We start from the raw sequence: 19,777 nt of genomic DNA on the forward strand, positions 1-19,777 counted from the left end.
CTATATTAGTGGCATGTGTGGTTGGTAATGCTGTTCTGGAGTCGCATTACAGTGTCCTTTAACTTTAATTGTATTTACATACCATGAAACTCTTTAATACGCTAAGATTACGAATGATAGAAGGGAAGTGCGTCAAAAAATATGTGCTCTATGCTATAGGTGAAATTATCCTCGTTGTTATCGGCATCTTAATCGCCGTCGCAATTAATAAACATACCGAAGCAGGTAAATCTGCAGATTACACCTATAAAATGGCTTTGCAAGTGAAGCAAAAGATAGAAGCCGATATCGCACTTTTAAAAGCGACAAGAGATGGCATCTCTGAAGATTTAAAAATCTATAATCTATATCTGAAAGCAAACAAAACGGATAGTGAACGTTTACAAGTGGTGACGCAAGCGCCGTTCTTAGTGACTGTAAGTGTACAATTTGCACCTATAAATCCTATTTTATCCACAGCCTTTGATAATACAAGCATCAATAGTTCGTCACTAACTGATAAATTATTGGAAATACAACAAGATTATAAATCCATAGACCGTACACTAAAACCTATGGAAGACATTATTACAGAAGAGCTTGTTGCTAACTTAAGACATATTAAAGATAACTTTAATTGGTATGAAAAATTAGTGAGCTTTAATGGCAAATTTACAGTAGATGAATATCGATACTTTGGTTCGGATGATTATAGAAACCGCGTTGTGCACATGAAGTTTTTATATCTCGAAGGCTATGACGATTTGTTAGAAGCGTTTCACGAATTACTCATTAATAGGTTAACAGAATTAAACGCTTTGTTAAAACATGATCATAAAGGATCATTATGATCTTCTTAATGTTATGAGGTTTTGTTAATAGGCAAGGTTTATTAGACTATTCTATTTTACATAATATAAATTATAGGACATTCTGTAATATAGCATATTTTAAGATTATAGGTACTATTTGTTGTTTGTACCGTTTTATAGGTATGCACGCGATTTATACCACAGCTATACATTACATTCTAGATTTGCTAAAATCACGAGCCTTTTATATTTGCGCTATTCTGTACCTTGGGCTTAATATTTTGAAATACCCGAATTATGAGCCTGCGAAATCTGGTGATCGTTTTTGTATTTAATTTTAGCCTTAGCATTTACACGACTTAATACTAGTATTTACCCGAATGATATACGGCTTAGATACGGCTTAGACCCGAAGTAAACACGGGTGAACCTATAATTTAATATTGTAAAAACTTATAGTACGGCTATACAAGCCATGGCTTTTGGTGATTGGTATGTTACGTAATTTCCGTCGTCGATTTTTAGATATGTTATGCCTAACCAAACTGTGATGGCTATGGTATTTGGAAGTTCTACTGTGGTTGGCATATGTAACGGCATGTGTATATGCGTATGTTCTATTTTACATAATAATGGTTGGGTTTGATTGGTGATGCTTAATGTGTGTAATTCTGAATGTGTTGGTTGATACGCGTTTTCGTTGGATTCCCATTGTAAGTTTGAGACCAGACTTAAGGCTGCTGTGAGTTGAAAATGTGTTGCGTTTATAGGCTTTTGGTTGTGATGGTTGCTATTCGATTTAGGGATATTTATGTCTATCTTATGCCGTGTATTATTAATATTAATCTGTGGTTTTGCGGTATAGATTTGCTCCAATGGTAACTCTTTTTTGAGCTGAAAGCCTATTAAAGCTGTGGGATGATTATGCAGGTTGGCTTCTCTTTGTCCTACCAGACCACTACCCTTTTGAATGATTTTACGACAACAGCCTGTTAAACGGCCTGTCATATAACTGTCTTTAAATCGTATAGCATTATCTCCTAAACCTTGTCGTAAAGCTTTGGAGAGTTTTGAAGCGGCTGCAAACTCTTGATTATTAGACTTTACGTTACTAAAGGCTGGATCTGTATTAATACGCTCTCTTGATGGTCCAACGGCTTTGCGTACAATGTATTGACCATTGAGTTGGTAATAGCATTTGCCTTGTAATGTGCCTTTGAGTTTAAAAAGTCCGTTTTGCTTAGGCATCTGATTTGGTGTTGGTTATGGGTTTTAAGTTAATGAATTTTTTTTAGTTGGTGGTTTTTGGTTGGTTGATGGACGTGGTTAGATTTTTAGATTTCTAGACAAGAGATTATAGACTATAGAAAAATTATAGAGTTTTGAGTTAAGATTAGATTTAGGGTTGTTGTCAAAGTTCGGTGTGTAGTGTTATGATTTTGGTGAAATGGAACAATTTAATATGGTATTGAGGTAATTTGAATTAGCTGATTTTCTTAATTTGAACAGATGCATTGTGCATGTGAAGCCTATACTTTGCCAACTACAGTTATAACGAATTGCCCCATTGCTATGTTGTATTTTGGGGCCGTTTTTTGTATCTTATGGTATGTGATTTGTCTTTATTATTAACTTAAAAACAACGTATTATGACTTATTATTTTAGTAAAACCTTAAAAGGCGATTTTAACGACACTGTAGACCAAGTTACCGCAGCCCTTAAAACGGAACAGTTTGGTGTATTAACGGAAATTGACATTAAAGCCACCTTGAAAAAGAAACTCGATGTTAATTTTAATAATTACAAAATATTAGGAGCTTGTAATCCACCGTATGCGCACCAAGCCTTATTAGCGGAAAATAAAATTGGAACCATGCTGCCTTGTAATGTTATTGTACAGGAATTAGATTCTGGTGATATTGAAGTGGCTGCTGTGAACCCAATGGCGTCTATGCAAGCGGTGGAAAATGACGATTTAAAAGGGATTGCTGAGGAAATTACTGAGAAGCTTAAGGCTGTGATTGAGGGGCTGTAGGAATTGGGAGTATGACATGTGGTGGTTAGAACCAAGAGCCAAGAAACTCCAGTTGTTTAATAATACAATCTGAAATCGAGTAATTTGCAGGCGCTGTAATGTCTTTGGTGTAATTCTTCTACTACAGCGAACATATCATCATCTTCTTTAAATAAATTAAAGAAAGCCTCATCTAGTTTTGTGCTCGCTATGCCATTATAGGCATGGCCATAGCCAGAAATCGCTTTGGCTCTGGTGATATCTAAAAAGTATTGTGCTTCTTCTTCGTCTAAATCTAGAAGTTTAGCATTTGAAAAATGTAAAATCTTTCCGTCTAACCGACCTTCAAAACGTTCTGCAATTTCTTGTAAACTATAGTAGTAGTCATTTAAACAAATGGTATTGGCTTCTCCCCTCATCACTAAATAAATGATTTCATAATCCTTAAAATAATGATCATCTAATACCAGTGCGTTTAGGCTATCTTCCAGGCCTTCAATGGTGTCGCAAGTTTTATAGATACTTGCTATGCCATAGTTTAGGGCCAATTGCGCTAAGTTGTGTTGGGCTTCGGTTACCGTGTTGTCGTCTACATCCTCTACTCCTTCTAAGCAATAAATAAAATACTCTGTGTCTGTAAGCTGTTCTTGTGGTAATTGTGGTCTTTTTTCTAGCAAGCTTTTAAATTTAGGCGATGTTTGTAAAGTGCGAAATTAATGGAATGGTTTTGATTTTTTTAGGGGTTTGGGGTGGAATTTATTGCACAAGCAATAACACATACGGACGTTGTAGAATATTAATAGAATAAGATGGCAACATATCTAAATAAATTAGCCTAGAAGCATAATTCTTAAGAAGATGCCCAAATCTTGAGATCACACCCAGAACTTTGAAGCCTATCATGTAAAATTAAAAGTAGTTTTTCAACATTTGTCATGTTATCTTTAAAAACAGCTGATTTAGAAAGACCTGGTTGAACCAAACAAACTTTATAATCCCAATCTGTAGGGATAAAATCATCATGTAATTCATTTAATTCATCATATTTATCCTCTAGTATTCTTGAATTTTTAGTTGTATTTACTCTATTCAATAATTGTTTAATTATGAAACTAGACCTTATCCAAATACAATTTCTCAATGCCTGTTGTAATAATTCTGTTATATTTCTCGTATCTGCTCCAGGTTTATCTGTAGATGAAAATTTACAATGAAAAAAGTGAATTATTTTTTCATTTAGGGAAAACCATATTATATCAGCCATTTCTCCTGCTCCGTCATCAATTACTATAATATCATTATCTGTATAACCTGGACTATTAATTATCACTTTAATAGTCTTTTGTTGTACATTATAAATTTTCCCTGGCTCTGTAGGTTCTTCTGCTTCTTTCTTTATATCTGTTTCATCCCAACCTCCATCTATCGCTTTAAATAAGGTCCTATCAAATTTCTGTTCCTTAATTTTTGGCTCAAACAATGTAGAACCTCTTAAACTTTTTGCATTTTGAAATATTATTAATGGTGGATATGCATTTATAAAGTCATCAAGACTAGTATTTATTGGATCCTTGTCAGGAATATCCATAAATATATTAATTTCTGTATCTGAGTTAACAACCCATTTTTTTTCATTATCAAAGTCAAAGTAAATTTTTGCTAGCTCATCTTTTTCTACAATAAGTGAACATTCAATTTTTCTATTATTGTTTAATAAATTATCAAAAATAATTTCGGGAATAAAGCTTTCATAATTTTTATCTCCTTTTCTAATAACAACTATTGCCATTTGAAAACAAACACTATCTAATTGAATTGAAACAGGTTTATCTTCGAATTTATCAACAGTTTTAAAATTAGCTAAATTTGACATTCTAGGAATTTTAGATTCATTATTTCCTAACTTAATAAGTGAATAAATATGTTGACACCAAATTGAAAATTCTTTAATGTTTTTTCTCTTAATGGCCCATATTCGACCATTATTGACAGCAATACCTCTAGTTTCATTTTCGTCTATTCTTGATAATGCATGACCAAAAGAAAATACAGCACCATCAGAATGTTTAACTGCAGACTCAACCTCTAGTCCCATTAACATTTTATACGTTGGATTTGATGCTCCGCTTCCGTAAATATTTGACATACCAACCATAAAGTACTGACCAATGGTATTATCACTTAATCCATTTCTTATATTTGAAGCAGGAACAATATCATATTTTTTTGTATCAAATAGTTTAGATTTCATATGATTTAAAATCAAATCTGAAGTCGAACTCTCAAATAAATAATCTTCAATTAAATATAAAATATGTAAATCATAATTCTCTTGAAATAAGGCTGAATCTTTTCCCCAAGGCAATGTTTTCTTATGCTTTGTAATTAATATTAAAGGAGAATTAAAATCTTCTTGATGAGTGAAAACTAAATCAATTCCTGAAGGCATTTTTTTATGAAAACCTTTTTTAAATTCAAAACCTACTTTTGTCTTATGTATTTTTGTACTAAAGAATGGTTTTAAATCATTAGGAGATATACCTAATGGATTTAACTCACTTGGTTCTGAATTTGGGAATAAAGGTGAATTCATAACAATGTGTTCAACTAAACCAGGAATTAATTTATCCCATGACTTATCAAAATAATATAATTTCTTAACCTCACCTTTCACATAGTTTTTATCTGCAATTAAAATTGCATTACCAACTTGGTCTTTGTTTATTCTGGAAATTCTACCAATAAATTGGATTGTTGTGGGTAGTGTTCTTGGAATATCATGTAATACACTTATTTTTAATGTTGGTATATCTAAACCTTCTCCAATCATACCTACAGCTATTAAACTTTCTAATTCACCTTTTTTACACTTAATCAAACAATCTTCGTTTTGTTTGGTCGTATTACCACTATGAATTAAACCAACCGATATTCCTTTAGCTTCATATATTTTTTTTAATTCTTCTGCAGAATTAATTTTTCTAGTTTTGATCAATAATTGAGCATTTGGATTATTTTTTTGCTCATTTCTCAAACTTTCTATTGCAGCATTTGCTAAAAGAGAATCTTTATCTTGACTTTTTCCATTGTTAGTATCTACATTTTTAAATGTAACAGGTCTATATATTTCATCTTTTATGGCTTCTGATATAGGATAATGATAAATTAACTCACCTTGAATTCTTTTTCGATCTCTTCTAAATGGAGTTGCTGTTAATAGAATTATTTTTGAATCTTTAAAATCTTTAAAAGCGCTTTCGTAAATTTTAGCACGAGCATGATGAGCCTCATCAATGATTATTAAATCAAATAAATCTTTTGGAGGAGCTATGTTTTCTTTCATATCAGAAGAACAACTATTTGGAGTTGAAATAACTACATCATATGATTTAGTTGCTTTTATCCAATCATTTTCAGTTTTTAAATACCCTATATGATTATTTACTTTTGGCTTTTCTTCACTATTAAATACACCTAGAGTTTTTAATATTTCCATTTCACTAAAAACATCAAAAATCTGTTTTCTAATAACAACTGAAGGTGTTATTATTAATACCTTTTTTATTTTTAACTCAAAACATAATGCTATCATTAAAGCAGTTTTACCTGATCCCGTTGGCATGCTTATTAGGGCAGGTGATTTACTCTTTGTATAATGACTTTTAACAGCCCAAACAGCTCCTAATTGGCACTTTCGAAAACCAAGTTTATCTTTTTCTATTTCTAGCTCAAAATGTTTTTTATTATTTATAAAGAATGCCATTTATTAATTTTTAATTTTAAAATAATAAGTTTTTAGTATCAAATCTTAACTATAATAAAAATGCTTAACTATTATGGAAGAGTTTAAATTTACAAAATAATGTAAGATATATTTAAGGGAAAACCGTAAATATCAAAACTTTATATCACCATATTAGCTTTCTCATCAGCTAATCCAATCTCGACAATACTACCAGAGTTAAAATTTAAAAAAACAGATTCAATACCAGCATTAAAAATGATGCCTTTTGGAGGCCTATGGGATTCTATTTTTAAAGTGTTAGTCGCGTTTATAATGCGGTAACCGACTATTCTATTTTATAATTAGATGTCAGGCTGATATTGTGGATTCCTGCCTTCGCAGGTATGACAGGTTTTTATTGGTAATACTAATTTCATTAATACTTTTAACATTGCAATTTAAAAATGCTGTTTATTTCGTTCTCGATACATTTCTTAATGCTTCGTTGCACTACTCATTAAGAAACACTCGAACTGACGTGCAGGTTCGCGATACTTCCCGATGAAAAAGACGGGACACTAGAACTGACAGTTATGGTTTCGCGTAACAGCCCATTTTAACTGTATTTAAAATATGATCGTTCTTGTGATACACCATTTCTACAATGATTAAGTACAGTAAAATTGTTAAAATTTAAATTTAACAATTAGCTATTCAGAATTAAATCGCTGATTTTTAATGGCATTAGGTAGTTTTAGATCATCAACAAATTACTAACGATGCGTAAATTATATAAAAAATTCTTTAACTTGCCAGCCCAAATACACTACATATGATTGCCCCTACAAAACCTACTAACGAAGCCGAAAGATTAGCCGCTTTAGAATCTTACAATATTTTAGATTCCTTACCAGAAGAAGATTATGATGGTATTACCAGAATTGCAGCACAAATTTGCGATGTTCCTATAGCTTTAATTAGCCTTATAGATAAAGATCGTCAATGGTTTAAGTCACGCCATGGACTTGATGTTACAGAAGCACCACGAGAGATATCTTTTTGCGGACACGCTATAAGCGAAGAGCAAAATGCACTTATGATTGAAGATGCCCGAAAGGATGAACGCTTTTTTGACAACCCTTTAGTTGTTAACGCTCCAAACGTTGTATTTTATGGTGGTGTGCCTTTAAAAACAGATAACGGATTGCCACTTGGAACCCTTTGTGTCATAGATTCTAAACCTCGCGTTTTAAGCGATGGTCAAAAAAATGCTCTTGATGCGTTATCGCGACAAGTCATTAATTTATTGACGCTTAGAAAACGTAATGTTGAGCTCAATGATTTGGTTGGTAAATTAGAAGATAAAAATGTAGACTTAGAGCAATTTGCTTATGTGGCGGCTCATGATATTAAATCGCCTCTCTCTAATATTGCTAGTCTTGCAGACATATTTTTGGCAGAGAATAGAAATAAATTGGAACAAGACGGTGTTCACCTTATTGAACTTATTCTAAAATCTACCGAGCATTTATATAAGTTCTTAGATCGTCTTATGGAATATAGCACTAAGATAGATCAATTAGAAAATTCTAAGGAGGACCTTTCCTTTGCAGAATTTAAAGATAGTATTGATGTCTACTACTCTAGCAATGCTACATTAGAATTAACGTTTATCACTGCATTAGAACGTTTGAGAATTAATCACATTATTGTGAGTCAGATTTTAACCAATCTTATAAATAATGCTGAAAAATATAATGATAAAGCTATAGCACAAGTTGATGTTGCTATTTCAGAAACACCAACGCACTATAAATTTAGTGTGAGTGATAATGGTCCAGGTATTCGAGCAGATTTTCATGAAAAAATCTTTAACATATTCGTAAAATTGTCTAAACAAGATAAACATGGTGTTGAAGGTTCTGGTTTAGGTTTAGCTATTGTAAAAAAATTAGTAACGCGTTTGGGTGGAGACATTGAAGTGAAATCGAAACCGAATGAAGGTGCTGTGTTCTCGTTTACCATTCTGAAATAATTTAATGTATTGAATCGTCACTACAGTTTAGGTAGTGATCACAATGAAAATTTAGAATTAGATATTGATAATACTAAAGACGACTAATATATATTTAAAAGCCAGTTTATTTTGACTGGCTTTTTTATGCCTTATAGTTGCTCTTTTGAAAATGTATCAATGGATTAGCGCTAATTTAATTTTTTTTCTTCAACAAAGACTTCATCTAGAGATACAGATTCTGTAGTCATGTGTATTTCCGTAAAATAAACCATTTCACCATATATATATTTAAATCTACAATAACCTTTCATACATAAAATAAAGCCATCTATACATTTTAAAGTTTCGTTTTAATAGTTTGTATGTAGTTTTATAACACATAGAATTGATTTTTCATATTTATAACCCTCTAAATGATATACTATTATGATTAAAAATTTACAGCTCATTTTCCTTTTATTAGTATCACCAATATGTTTGTCTCAAAGTTTTGAGCTCGATTTAAGCTTTGGTAATAGTGGAAATTCAGGCTATTTTGCCATTGACGACGGTAGCGAATATTTTAAAAAAGTGATTAATGATGGTAATGGGCTTTTATACTATGTGGGTTATACCAATAACCCAACACGCGTGGCTGTAAGTAGCACTACGGAAACGGGTGTATTAAATCTGGCTTTTGGTAGTGATGCACTTAAGACATTTGTGGTTCCTGGTTCAACAGATAATGGGTCATCAGGAAGTACGGGACAGTATATTGCGTTTCAGAACGATAAATTAATTGTTGGTGCTTTTGCTGAGATTAATAATACGGAGGAAACATCATTAGTTGTATTGCGTTTAAATCTCGATGGCACTCTAGATACCACGTTTGGAACTAACGGTTATTATATTTATGATCCGGTTGGGAATAATACTTACTTCAGCAGCATGGCAGTTAATGACGCCGGAGAAATTTTTATAGGTGGTAATGAGCGTGTTGGAACGACGAGTAATTATAGTTATTTAGTTCAGAAATTAACCGTCAATGGTGTTTTAGATACTGCTTTTGCGACTAATGGCAGGCTTAGCTTTAATAATTTTAGTAGTGGCCAATGGATTTCTGCCTTCTGTTTTTTAGACAATGGCCAAATCTTAATTTATGGAACTGAAAATGATAACCAATTATATCTCCTCAATGCTGATGGAAGTTTTGATGGTACTTTTGGTACTGGTGGCAACCTTTCTACTAGCCTACCATTAGAAATACGAGCCATAAAAGAAGTTAATGATTATTTTATTGCTGCAGGGAATAACCGAAATAATTGGCAACCCACTATTTTAAAGTTTAATAACAACGGATTTGATACCAGTTTTGGAGTCAATGGTATTGCTAGTTCAACGTATACTGCATCTATGCAAGATGCTTTTATTACTGACCAAGGTACCGCTTATTTTGCGAGTAATGGTTCTGGGTTACATCGTGTTTTTAGAACCGAAACCCAAAATTCAACACCATTTGATATAGGTAATTTTGATGTTTATGAACATAGTTTTAACCAAACAGTAGTCTATGGTATTACACCATTAGCTAACGGTAGTATTGTTGCTGCAGGTATTGGAAGCGATCTTATAAATTCTGGATCTGGTACAGATATGATGGCATTTAAGCTGGATGCTACTAGTTTATCGGTAGACGATTCCTTTTTATCTTTAATTAAAACATATCCAAATCCGGTACAAGACATCTTATATTTTAATGATTATATGACAGGAGAGGTAACGATAAGTTCGCTAAATGGGCAACAGGTTTTAAAACAGCGACTAGATGAAACGTTGTCTATAGATATCAGTCATTTTAAAAAGGGTATTTATGTTATAAAATTGAAAACCATAACTGGACCTACTGTTTTAAAACTTGTTAAGGCTTAAGCTTAATTCTACTTTTATTTGTATCAAATGCCAAACTCAAAGCCGTAAATAACTACGGCTTTAAAAACGTAAAATAAAACGTTGTCCCTTGGTTTTCTTGGCTCTCTAACCAAATTGCACCTTTGTAATGATCTATAATTTTTTTAACAATAGAAAGTCCAATGCCCGAGGACGCGCTTGTGCTTTCAAGTTTTGTAAATACTTTAAATATTTTATCAAAATAATCGGACTTAATGCCAATGCCGTTGTCTTTTACAAAAAACTCATAAGCATCCTTTTTGTCTGTATACCCTATTTCAATGCTGCCTTGCTCTTTATCGGAATACTTTATGGCATTTTGAATAAGGTTTTGAAAGACCTGTTTAAATCTCCAGGCATTACCATTGATACTCGGTAAGTTATCTTGAATATTTACGGTGATATGTTTTGGGATTAATAGCGACTTTACCACCTCATCTACGATAAAGTTAAAATCAATTTTAGAATCATCTGATTCGAGTTTATCTACAGTAGTATAGTCTAAAATTCCTTTTATTAAATTATTCATGCGCTCTACATTGAACAACGCCAAATTTAAAGGCTTTATGTCGCTGTCTTCAAAATCGTCCTTGTGATCATTGATAAACCAAGTTACCAAAGTATGAATATTAATCAGCGGAGCTTTTAAATCGTGAGATACGACGTGAGCATATTCGTTTAATTGTTCGTTTTGGTACGATAAATCTAACAGTAGTTTTTCACGTTTTTTATCTTGTTCAATGATATGTGCTTCATATTCTTTTCTTTGAATGACGCTAACGAGCATATTGGCATAAACGAATAGAATATCTTTTTCGTTTTCTGTGTATTTTTTAATTGTCTTCACGGCATCAAAACCAACAAACCCAATTAACTCTTTATTTTTAATTTTAGGAATGGCGATTAAGCTTTTAATACCTTGTGGTTCTAATACGGCACGTAAGCCGTTTTCGCCATCGTCTGGAAGAAGAGAGACATCTTCAACATAAAATGCCTCGCCTTTTTTATGCGCATCTACCCACTGCGGTATATACGCGATAGGCACATTTTGCAAATTATCAATTTCTGGTTCTATGTCTTCTGCGCACCATTCGTAAGTATTAGATGCGGTATTGTTTTTTAAATCATAAGAAAAAATATAACTACGATCTGCCTCTACAAATTCTCCTATTTGTTTTAAAGATTTTTGAATAAGTTTATCGATTTCGGATAAATCAGCATTGATATATGTTGTAGAAATGCTAATTAATAATTTTTGAAAACGTAACTGTCTCTCTATAATTTTATTTGTTTCAGTTTTATTTATAGTCTTGTTTGTGTCCATATCTTGGAAAGTCTTAATGACCTAATATCGTTTGAGTTTGTTATAAATTATAAACAGACCATAAATTTACGAAGTATTATAAAACTATAATACCGTAACCTCTTAATTATTTAAAAGTTATACGCAGAAACGCATGGCGTGGGTGTTGGATTATGAGAGCAGCGCATTTACAAACTACACAAAACGGTTTTATTTGGTTGTAGCCATGTATTCCTCTTGAAGTTTTTTGGCATAAGCCTCCAAGCTCAAGACATCGACAAACGTTTTGGGTTGTACTTGTAAAATGGAAATAGCGCTATGCTCTGTATTCCACGCTTTGTTTGGAAACGGTTTACTTTCCTTGGTTTTTGCTTCCATGATTATCACGCGGTTTTCAGGTACAAAAAATGGATGATGATTGTACATTAAATCTCCTGAATTAGTAAATGTAATATTCACAACAGCTTGATTTATAGTTGCAAAAACTTCTGCATCAGCTAAAGTGTTTTGTGCTTTTACAGTCGTAACTAAAACAAATACTAGTATTAAGAGACTTACGTTTTTCATTATTATTTTACCTCAAATTCTCCATTACTTCTAATATAAAGCACCGTTTCTTTTTCCGCTGAAATTATGGAAGTTGCATTTTCTTCTGCTCCGAAATATGATGGTGCGTTTAATTCCTTTTTATCTTCTTTTTTAGAAAACTGGTGTGAAATTCCACCAGAAATAACGACTGCTCTAAAATTTGGACTTAAATTTTTAATTTTTCCTTTAAAACCAGCTGGTAATTTTATTAAAGAAGCACGTAATTGATTTTTTTCGTGGCTTCCCCATAAAAAAGCAGTTTCGACATTACTTTTTTCTGAAACCCATTCTATATCCTTAGCGTTTAACCATACTAAATTGGTTTTATCTACATTAATTGGTCGTTCACCATTATCAAAAGCTTCGTCTGTTGGTTGTACTAAATAGGGGCCTTCCTGTATATCTAAAAAAGCCATATTTTCTTCACCATCTGCTGCAGTAATATGTGCTTCTCCTGCTGGTTGCTGCCAATAAGATCCAGCTGGTAGCCATTGTTTTTCGGCTTGTTCATCATCATTATGCAATAAACCTTTAATGACCACACCACGATACGTAATGTTGTGAATATGTGGTGGCGAAGAAAACCCTTTATTGAATTTTACTAAAAAACCTGCTGGTTCGTTTTTGGTTCTGTCTCCCCAAAGTTTTCCTGCAGCTGGACTTTTATCGCCTCGTAACGGATTTAACCAACCCCATTCTACAGTATCTGCAGTTACTACTTCGTTTATAGACTTAATATTGTCTGTTGTTGGTGTTTGCGCAAAGGTGCCTATGGTAGTTATAGTTGCTAATACAAGTGTAATTATTGTTTTCATTTTTTAGACTTTAGATATGAGATTCTGAAACTCCCAAAGTTTCGGGACAGAATAACAAATTTTTATAATTTATATTTTTTATTTCCAAGTAACTATATCTTCAAAAGCTCTTCTCGACTTTGGAAATTCTGGATCTGCTTTTCTATAACCAAATGCAGCCATAAATGAAATTCCATATTTGTCAGTATCCACTTCGAACTTATCTCTTAACAACGCTTCAGTTTCTTCAATATGAAAGCCTTCAATAGGACAAGAATCGATTCCGGTTAAAGCAGCAGCTGTCATCATATTACCTAAGGCAATATACGTTTGCTTTGAGGACCAATCGAATAATTTCTTATCAGAATCTAAGTTAAAATCACGTTCTTGAAACTCTCTGTAAAATTTAGAATACATTTCTACAACATCTTCTGGCATTTGCTTAACGTCTTTCATCATATGTTCTATGTATTCTGCATTGTGTTTTACCATTGGCGCTTTCATTGCTAAACCTAAAATAAAGTGACTTGCAGTGTCTAGTTTTACTGGTGCTCCCCAAGCTACAGGTTTTAAAAGTTCGCGTAAATCTTTGTCTTGTACCACTATAAAATGCCAAGGTTCAAAACCAAAAGAACTAGGTGATAAATTCGCTGTTTTTAAGATGAAATTGATTTGCTCATCAGTTAATGTTTTGGTAGCATCAAATTCTTTAGTAGCATGTCTGTAGTTAAATGCGTTTAAAATGTCTTCTTGTGCAATGTTTGGTGTATTCATTATTCGTATTTTATTTAAAATATATTGTACTATAATTTTTATAGTGACAAAAGTATGTATAGTGTTCAATACTGACAATAACGGTCAAAAAGGATAGTATAAAAATTTTAATACTAATTAGTTAGTAATGCTAATGAATATAGGACTTTAGCAGAAATGTTAAAATTACTATAAAAAGTATAGTTGTGTAATTTAGTATAGTGCCCTATCTTTGCAATCTGAATTAAAACTAATAATCGTATTTATGTATAAATTTAAAGGAAAAGAATACCCATGTTGCGCTAGTTTAACCATGGGTGTGATTGGTGGAAAATGGAAGACTGTAATATTGTTTCATTTGCGTGATAAAACACTTCGGTATAACGAGCTTAGAAAGGAAATGCCAACAGTTACAGAACGCACGCTTAGCTTACAATTAAAGACGTTGGAAGAAGATGGTATTATAAAAAGAAAGGTGTATACATCTAAACCACCGTTAAAAGTGGAATATTCATTAACTGATTTTGGAAAGACGTTAATTCCGGTCATTCAATCGATTGCAGATTGGGGCGTTTCTGTTGTTGAAGAACATGGTGATCTTGTAACATAAGAGTTGGTTTTGAATGACTTTGTTTATTATGTAAACCATTAAGTCTTTTAGTTTATCATTATTAACTTAGTGATAAACACTTAAGTTGTATGATGTTCTTGGGTTTCTTTTGTATAAGCTGCCAAACGTAACATATCATAAAATTTACTCAATTTACCAGTCAGTACAGCGATAGCACCATGATCTATAAATAAGCTTCTAGATACGTTTTGTTTCTTTTGAATACATTCTTTTATTAAGTCCTTAGCCTTGTCGATTCCTTGCGTTTCGTAAGTATACAGAATTTTAACCGTATTTTCATCTGCTGTGATAGCACGTTCTTTTGGAGTATAACCTAATTGTTGTATCATGTTTTCAGCTAACGCCCAAACCGACCACGGATTTTGACCTGTGACTAAATTTTTATCAACACTGATTTTTTCTAAGTACATGTTTCCTTCATTAAAAACAGCACCTTGTGCGATGAGTTTATCTTGAAGTAAAAAGGGAAATATAGAATCGGCATCTGGAATAAGTAACAATTCTTCGGCATTGGTAAATCCGCTGACCGCTCTGTGTTTTATAAAGGGGTCACCGTTATCTAAGGTCACTTTGGTTAAGGCTGCAGGTCCATGGCAGACGGCACCTATGATTTTATTCGCCTTTTGAAAATCTTGAACCATGCGCTGTATATGTTTGTTGTCTGGGAAATCGAACATGGCTCCTTTGCCTCCAACAAAATAGATGGCTTTATAAGCATTGGGCTCTACGTCTTCTAAGGCTATGGTCTGTTTTATTTTTTGTTGTGTGATGCTGTCGTTTAAGAAAGCATAATCGAAACGCCCCATGTCATCATCATCTAAAACCACTGGAGCTTCTCCACCTAAAGGACTTGCCACATCGACATCAAATCCATTAGCTTTAAAGACGTAATAAGCGCGTGCTAATTCGGTAAGCTCAAAGCCTGTAGCTTTACCACTTAAACCCATGGTGTCGGTACTGGTAACCACAGCTAATATTTTACCACGATACGATGGTATGGCCTCATTGATATAGGTAATATCACTGGCTTGACTATTTTTAATGTTGGGATTTTCTTCTGGTAAAAGGCTTGCGATATATAAACCTAATGCGACTATAAATAAGATGATGATACCTAGACTAGTTAAAAGCCATTTTAATATTTTGTACTTTTTGAACATGAGATGTGTTTTAAATTGTTGTTATATATTACAGACGATGCTTCGCCAAATTTGTAACTAGGTGGCTAGTGTTTTAAAGAACTGTGATAAGCGTTTGGTGCCAAATCTTGGCGCAATATGATCGTCTGCCATTAAGGTTAAAAAGAACTCAATGGGTCCATAAGTTTTAGAGGATGTAAATGTGCGAAGGGCCCAAATAATAAAGCGTCTGGTCCAATCTGGTAAGTGAATAATTTTTATAGGTTTGTCTAGAGCCTCTAATGCCATCTCCCCTATTTCGTTTAGTGTTAAGACGTCTGGTCCACCTACTATAATTTCAGTACTTGGAGAGGCGATAGCTTGTAAGCAGACGATCGCTAAATCTTCGCCATGGATAGGATTAAATTTTTGTTCACCATGACCAAAAAGGTATATTTTTCCTTTTCTGGCCATGTCTAAAAAATCTTTCATATCTGAAAAAAAACCATTAGGACGAATAATAGTATAGTCCAATCCTGATGCCTTTAAAGCGTCTACAAACTTTTCTTTAGCTTCAAAAATTTTGAGATGTCGGTATTTATTTCCGTTAATAGCAGACACGTAGATCAACTTTTTAACTCCTGCTTTTTTGGCTTCGTTTAGTAAGTTAATATTAGCCTGATAATCGACATCCATATAAGTTAAACCTTCTTTTTGTCGGGTTATACCAACGGTAGAGATGACGGTAGTGACTCCTTCGCAAATGCCTTTTAATGTTTCGGGTTGTGTGACTTCGGCTTTAACGATTTTCACCGTTTTCCGTTCTAAAGTTTGTAGTTTTTGAACTGATCTCGCAATAAGTTTAGCATTATATTGATGTTCTACTAAAGCTTTAGCGATATAACCACCTAAATAGCCTGTAGCACCCGCTAATAAAATGGTTTGTGTGTTTGTTATTTTCATTTGTCATTTATTTAGAATTATGGCCAACTCAGGCTTCTTATAATCGCGTCAGTCATGGCGTTCTATTATTTGCAGTACATCATGAATTAACATGAAAGCGCTTTTTGAAGCTTCCAATTGATTTAAAGTCCCAGAAATGTAGGTGTCTAATTGCGGACAATACCATACAAAAGCCGCAGTACTACCGGAATGTCCAATAAGTTCTATATCTGTATCAGAACCTGTGACTGCATTCATAAATACTTTTCTTATTCCAAATCCGTAGTCCATACCTTCGGTTTCATTAACCCAATTTTGCATGGCTAAACGTGTGGTTTTAGTTACAATGGCATCGTTATGATATGCTTCCAGAAAAGTAATTAAGTCTTTGGTTGAGGCTACTAAACCACCTCCTCCCCAATCAGCACTTAAACTTGTAAGGGATGACAACTCCAAATTACCAGCATAAAACTTAGTCATAGGCAAGGTCTCTTTAATTGGTGCTGATTTTAAATTGATGTAAGCGCTCTGCATCTGTAAAGGCTGAAATATCTGTTGCTTTAAGAACTGATGAAACGGTAAGCCACTTACGTTTTCTATAATCAATGCTAAGAGCACATATTCCGTATCGGTATAATGATAGCTAGTACCTGGGCTAAAAAGCGGTGTCATTTTTTGCTTGGTAAACGTAATCAATGCTTCTGCTGACCATGATTTTTGAGGATTCGTTAATATCTGATTGATGACATTAGGGCTGCCATCATTGGTAGGGTCTGTAAAATAGTCTGGCAATCCAGACGTATGCTGTAATAAGTGCGCAATAGTCAAGTCTTTTGAATGGTCTTTTCCATCAAAAAGGTGAAGATCGCGTAGTAACGCTTCTGGTAAATACTGAGCAACTTTATCATTAAAATTGAGTTTATGCTCATCTTTTAAAATTCCAATGGCTGCGGCTGTTAGCATTTTGGTGACACTAGCCGTGTAAAATGGACTGTTGTTATTGATGGTATCAACTTTGCTTTTGGCGATTTGCAAATTAATTCCACGCGATTTAGAATACACGTGTAGTATGCCACTATTAATGTTTTCTTTTTCTAATTCGGTTTTAAATAGGTCTATTATAGCCTTATTTAGAGTTTGTTGACTATTACAAGACCATCCGAGTATAAACATTATTCCTAAAAGTATGGTTTTCATAATGATGGTATTTGTAGCGTTTGTCAGTGTATGCACTTAAAATTTAATACCAATATAAAGATTAGGCTCAAACAGAAAGTGTGATTTCCATTTGTTGTCTAGTTGCTTAAATTCATCAGGAGTATTGGTGTCAATCATCCAGTTTTGACAATGAAACTGAGGTTCGATAAAGAATTGTTTCTTTTTACCAAAAGCGAAATGATAACCGATGTGGTATGAGGTATATAGTTTAAAGCCATTAGCTATTTCTTTATTATCAAGATCTACATAGGTTTTGTACTGAGGCAACACTTCTATAGATGCAAATAGCCCTTTCCATAACATGCGCTGATACGACACCCCAATTCCGGTTTCTTTGAGGTAGCCAGGATAGAACTCACTTTCAGAATCTATTTTGTCTAAAAGTCCGTCCCACCACTGAATGCCCATAGGTTGAAATAATCGCCAGGTGGCAAATTTTATACCTATAATATTTTTAGCGTCTAATTCACGCTTCACATGCAATTCGATGTGTTTAGTATTTGTTCTTTTGCCACCATCACCAATATTACCTAGAATTATAGCAGGAAAACTAACTCTGTATTTGTGATTTGGTATGTGATCTTTGAGTTGTTTTTGCTGACTTTGCGCAAACGCAGCATTTGTTATTAGTGTGAATAGAATGAGTATAGTTGATAACTGTTTCATGTGTACAAGTTTTAATGGTTGGGTTATATTTTTAATTGAATTCATTGGTTAATAGTTGTTGAATAATGGTATTGCGTTGTGCACCAGTATCATCTTGCTGATTACTTAATAATACGATTGTAGCATCGTATTCCGGTATAAAGCCAATCATACTCCAATAGCCATTGATATCTCCACCATGCCAGTACATTGTGGTGTTACCTTCTTGTGTAGTGAACCAACCAAGACCAAAATCGACGTAGCCACTTGGGACGTCTTCAGCAAATATTTCAGCTTTTTCAGACGCTGAAAACCAATTGTTTTTAACAGCATTGGTCCAAGTTTCCATATTATTTGGTGTGCTACTAAAGTCGCCCACTCCAAATGCAATAGTCATAGGATAGGTACTATTACTGCTACCATTGTTATAGCCTTCAGCATGTGTGTTGGTATCGATAACATTGGTGCCTTTGTAGGTGTTTGTCATGTTTAAAGGCGTTAAAAGGTGTTGTTGTATATAGTCGTGGTAAGACACCTGAGCTAATTCTTCAATCAATAAAGCAGCGATTAGAAAGTTTGAATTGCTATACTGTTTCCCAGAACCAGGTGTGAAATTGAGACCGTTTTCTGAAATCATTTCCATAATTACCTCATAGATATCTGCTTCATCTAGAGTTTCGCCTTGTTCGTAAGCATCTTCAACTACAAATTGATAATCAGGAATACCAGATTGATGCGACAATAATTGATTAATTGTAATTAGATCTCCATTAGGAAATGTATCATCAAATTCATTTAAGGTTTGATTAAAGCTTGTAATTAACCCATCGCGTTTTAACTGTACCATTGCTGCAGCCGTTAAGGTTTTGGTCACAGATCCTATTCTGTAGGCTAAATTATCATCTTGAGCCAATGCTGTACTTTCATTGGCTAATCCGAAGCCCTGACGCACGAGATCATTTCCGTTTTCAGTAATAATAGCATACCCTTTAAAGTCGATATCGGTTAATAGTTGTTCAGCAGTTGTATAGTTAGTGCTTGGTGCATTGGTATCATCGTCACTAGAACAGGACGATATTAAGGTGGTGATACCTAGTAAAAAAATGAATACAACACCGTTACCGATAGTTTTGAGTTTGCTAGAGTTGTCTTCTTTGGATGTGGGATGAAATGCTTTCATGACTGTTTATTTTTTGATTGATGTATAATTATTGGATGGTGCAAAGTTGCTGTATAAAAGGATTTCAATCGTCCGAGATTATAAATTAGGACGTTCGGAATTGTAGCCTATGCCTTTGCTTAAACCCATAGA

General features: G+C 33.6%; 17 protein-coding genes. 5 read left to right on the forward strand and 12 right to left on the reverse strand.

Features of this window, described 5'->3' with window-relative positions:
* Positions 1 to 83: 83 nt before the first annotated feature.
* Positions 84 to 830, forward strand: a complete 747-nt coding sequence (locus tag C8N41_RS14085) for a hypothetical protein (RefSeq protein WP_115839733.1) — start codon at positions 84 to 86, stop codon at positions 828 to 830.
* A 414-nt stretch (positions 831 to 1,244) separates the two neighbouring features.
* Here the strand turns inward: C8N41_RS14085 and C8N41_RS14090 are convergent, their stop codons facing one another.
* Positions 1,245 to 2,039 carry a hypothetical protein gene (locus C8N41_RS14090; RefSeq protein WP_115839734.1) on the reverse strand — a complete coding sequence of 265 codons (795 nt, stop codon included), beginning with the start codon at positions 2,037 to 2,039 and terminating at the stop codon, positions 1,245 to 1,247.
* Positions 2,040 to 2,440: 401 nt separating this feature from the next.
* Here C8N41_RS14090 and C8N41_RS14095 point away from each other — a divergent pair, with 401 nt between their 5' ends.
* Complete coding sequence (locus C8N41_RS14095) at positions 2,441 to 2,827, forward strand: DUF302 domain-containing protein (RefSeq protein ID WP_115839735.1); 387 nt, start codon at positions 2,441 to 2,443, stop codon at positions 2,825 to 2,827.
* Positions 2,828 to 2,883: 56 nt separating this feature from the next.
* Here C8N41_RS14095 and C8N41_RS14100 read toward each other — a convergent pair whose 3' ends face one another.
* Both C8N41_RS14100 and C8N41_RS14105 read right to left on the reverse strand, forming a co-directional pair.
* On the reverse strand, positions 2,884 to 3,483 hold the full coding sequence (locus tag C8N41_RS14100; RefSeq protein WP_115839736.1) for a DUF6642 family protein: 600 nt from the start codon (positions 3,481 to 3,483) through the stop codon (positions 2,884 to 2,886).
* A 173-nt stretch (positions 3,484 to 3,656) separates the two neighbouring features.
* Positions 3,657 to 6,569, reverse strand: coding sequence for a DEAD/DEAH box helicase (locus C8N41_RS14105; protein ID WP_115839737.1), 2,913 nt, complete (start codon positions 6,567 to 6,569; stop codon positions 3,657 to 3,659).
* Positions 6,570 to 7,362: 793 nt separating this feature from the next.
* On the opposite strand from C8N41_RS14105, the gene C8N41_RS14110 reads away from it, so the two are divergent.
* Positions 7,363 to 8,565, forward strand: coding sequence for a sensor histidine kinase (locus C8N41_RS14110; RefSeq protein ID WP_115839738.1), 1,203 nt, complete (start codon positions 7,363 to 7,365; stop codon positions 8,563 to 8,565).
* 408 nt (positions 8,566 to 8,973) lie between these two features.
* On the forward strand, positions 8,974 to 10,455 hold the full coding sequence (locus C8N41_RS14115; RefSeq protein ID WP_115839739.1) for a T9SS type A sorting domain-containing protein: 1,482 nt from the start codon (positions 8,974 to 8,976) through the stop codon (positions 10,453 to 10,455).
* 52 nt (positions 10,456 to 10,507) lie between these two features.
* On the opposite strand, the gene C8N41_RS14120 is transcribed toward C8N41_RS14115, so the two are convergent.
* From C8N41_RS14120 to C8N41_RS14135, 4 genes are all read right to left on the reverse strand, one after another.
* Positions 10,508 to 11,797: a sensor histidine kinase gene (locus C8N41_RS14120; protein WP_115839740.1), complete on the reverse strand. Its 1,290-nt coding sequence runs from the start codon at positions 11,795 to 11,797 to the stop codon at positions 10,508 to 10,510.
* Positions 11,798 to 11,986: 189 nt separating this feature from the next.
* Entirely contained in the window at positions 11,987 to 12,343 is a 357-nt protein-coding gene (locus C8N41_RS14125; protein ID WP_092447655.1) for a hypothetical protein, read from the reverse strand.
* A gap of 2 nt (positions 12,344 to 12,345) precedes the next feature.
* A complete protein-coding gene (locus C8N41_RS14130; RefSeq protein WP_092447654.1) occupies positions 12,346 to 13,179 on the reverse strand; it encodes a DUF4437 domain-containing protein in 834 nt (277 codons plus the stop codon).
* A gap of 78 nt (positions 13,180 to 13,257) precedes the next feature.
* Positions 13,258 to 13,932 (reverse strand): NAD(P)H-dependent oxidoreductase, encoded by a 675-nt coding sequence (locus C8N41_RS14135; protein WP_115839741.1) that lies wholly within the window; start codon positions 13,930 to 13,932, stop codon positions 13,258 to 13,260.
* A gap of 244 nt (positions 13,933 to 14,176) precedes the next feature.
* Here C8N41_RS14135 and C8N41_RS14140 point away from each other — a divergent pair, with 244 nt between their 5' ends.
* Positions 14,177 to 14,521, forward strand: a complete 345-nt coding sequence (locus C8N41_RS14140) for a winged helix-turn-helix transcriptional regulator (protein WP_092447652.1) — start codon at positions 14,177 to 14,179, stop codon at positions 14,519 to 14,521.
* Positions 14,522 to 14,601: 80 nt separating this feature from the next.
* Here C8N41_RS14140 and C8N41_RS14145 read toward each other — a convergent pair whose 3' ends face one another.
* Genes C8N41_RS14145 through C8N41_RS14165 form a run of 5 tightly spaced genes read right to left on the reverse strand, consistent with a single transcriptional unit; the run spans position 14,602 to position 19,645 of the window.
* Positions 14,602 to 15,702 (reverse strand): type 1 glutamine amidotransferase domain-containing protein, encoded by a 1,101-nt coding sequence (locus tag C8N41_RS14145; protein ID WP_115839742.1) that lies wholly within the window; start codon positions 15,700 to 15,702, stop codon positions 14,602 to 14,604.
* A gap of 57 nt (positions 15,703 to 15,759) precedes the next feature.
* Positions 15,760 to 16,623, reverse strand: coding sequence for an SDR family oxidoreductase (locus C8N41_RS14150; RefSeq protein WP_115839743.1), 864 nt, complete (start codon positions 16,621 to 16,623; stop codon positions 15,760 to 15,762).
* A gap of 48 nt (positions 16,624 to 16,671) precedes the next feature.
* Positions 16,672 to 17,799, reverse strand: a complete 1,128-nt coding sequence (locus C8N41_RS14155; RefSeq protein ID WP_115839830.1) for a serine hydrolase domain-containing protein — start codon at positions 17,797 to 17,799, stop codon at positions 16,672 to 16,674.
* 36 nt (positions 17,800 to 17,835) lie between these two features.
* Positions 17,836 to 18,486, reverse strand: coding sequence for a hypothetical protein (locus C8N41_RS14160; protein ID WP_115839831.1), 651 nt, complete (start codon positions 18,484 to 18,486; stop codon positions 17,836 to 17,838).
* 31 nt (positions 18,487 to 18,517) lie between these two features.
* Positions 18,518 to 19,645, reverse strand: coding sequence for a serine hydrolase domain-containing protein (locus C8N41_RS14165; RefSeq protein ID WP_115839744.1), 1,128 nt, complete (start codon positions 19,643 to 19,645; stop codon positions 18,518 to 18,520).
* Positions 19,646 to 19,777 lie beyond the last annotated feature (132 nt).

It is taken from the genome of Winogradskyella sediminis (assembly GCF_003387355.1).
In the GTDB taxonomy this organism is placed as follows: Bacteria; Bacteroidota; Bacteroidia; order Flavobacteriales; family Flavobacteriaceae; genus Winogradskyella; species Winogradskyella sediminis.

What these genes read in the sequence shown, in the direction of transcription:
- C8N41_RS14085 (WP_115839733.1), top strand. Translation starts at nt 84, where the DNA reads ATGAAACTCTTTAATACGCTAAGATTACGAATGATAGAAGGGAAGTGC.
- C8N41_RS14090 (WP_115839734.1), bottom strand. Translation starts at nt 2,039, where the DNA reads ATGCCTAAGCAAAACGGACTTTTTAAACTCAAAGGCACATTACAAGGC.
- C8N41_RS14095 (WP_115839735.1), top strand. Translation starts at nt 2,441, where the DNA reads ATGACTTATTATTTTAGTAAAACCTTAAAAGGCGATTTTAACGACACT.
- C8N41_RS14105 (WP_115839737.1), bottom strand. Translation starts at nt 6,569, where the DNA reads ATGGCATTCTTTATAAATAATAAAAAACATTTTGAGCTAGAAATAGAA.
- C8N41_RS14110 (WP_115839738.1), top strand. Translation starts at nt 7,363, where the DNA reads ATGATTGCCCCTACAAAACCTACTAACGAAGCCGAAAGATTAGCCGCT.
- C8N41_RS14115 (WP_115839739.1), top strand. Translation starts at nt 8,974, where the DNA reads ATGATTAAAAATTTACAGCTCATTTTCCTTTTATTAGTATCACCAATA.
- C8N41_RS14120 (WP_115839740.1), bottom strand. Translation starts at nt 11,797, where the DNA reads ATGGACACAAACAAGACTATAAATAAAACTGAAACAAATAAAATTATA.
- C8N41_RS14125 (WP_092447655.1), bottom strand. Translation starts at nt 12,343, where the DNA reads ATGAAAAACGTAAGTCTCTTAATACTAGTATTTGTTTTAGTTACGACT.
- C8N41_RS14130 (WP_092447654.1), bottom strand. Translation starts at nt 13,179, where the DNA reads ATGAAAACAATAATTACACTTGTATTAGCAACTATAACTACCATAGGC.
- C8N41_RS14135 (WP_115839741.1), bottom strand. Translation starts at nt 13,932, where the DNA reads ATGAATACACCAAACATTGCACAAGAAGACATTTTAAACGCATTTAAC.
- C8N41_RS14140 (WP_092447652.1), top strand. Translation starts at nt 14,177, where the DNA reads ATGTATAAATTTAAAGGAAAAGAATACCCATGTTGCGCTAGTTTAACC.
- C8N41_RS14145 (WP_115839742.1), bottom strand. Translation starts at nt 15,702, where the DNA reads ATGTTCAAAAAGTACAAAATATTAAAATGGCTTTTAACTAGTCTAGGT.
- C8N41_RS14150 (WP_115839743.1), bottom strand. Translation starts at nt 16,623, where the DNA reads ATGAAAATAACAAACACACAAACCATTTTATTAGCGGGTGCTACAGGC.
- C8N41_RS14155 (WP_115839830.1), bottom strand. Translation starts at nt 17,799, where the DNA reads ATGAAAACCATACTTTTAGGAATAATGTTTATACTCGGATGGTCTTGT.
- C8N41_RS14160 (WP_115839831.1), bottom strand. Translation starts at nt 18,486, where the DNA reads ATGAAACAGTTATCAACTATACTCATTCTATTCACACTAATAACAAAT.
- C8N41_RS14165 (WP_115839744.1), bottom strand. Translation starts at nt 19,645, where the DNA reads ATGAAAGCATTTCATCCCACATCCAAAGAAGACAACTCTAGCAAACTC.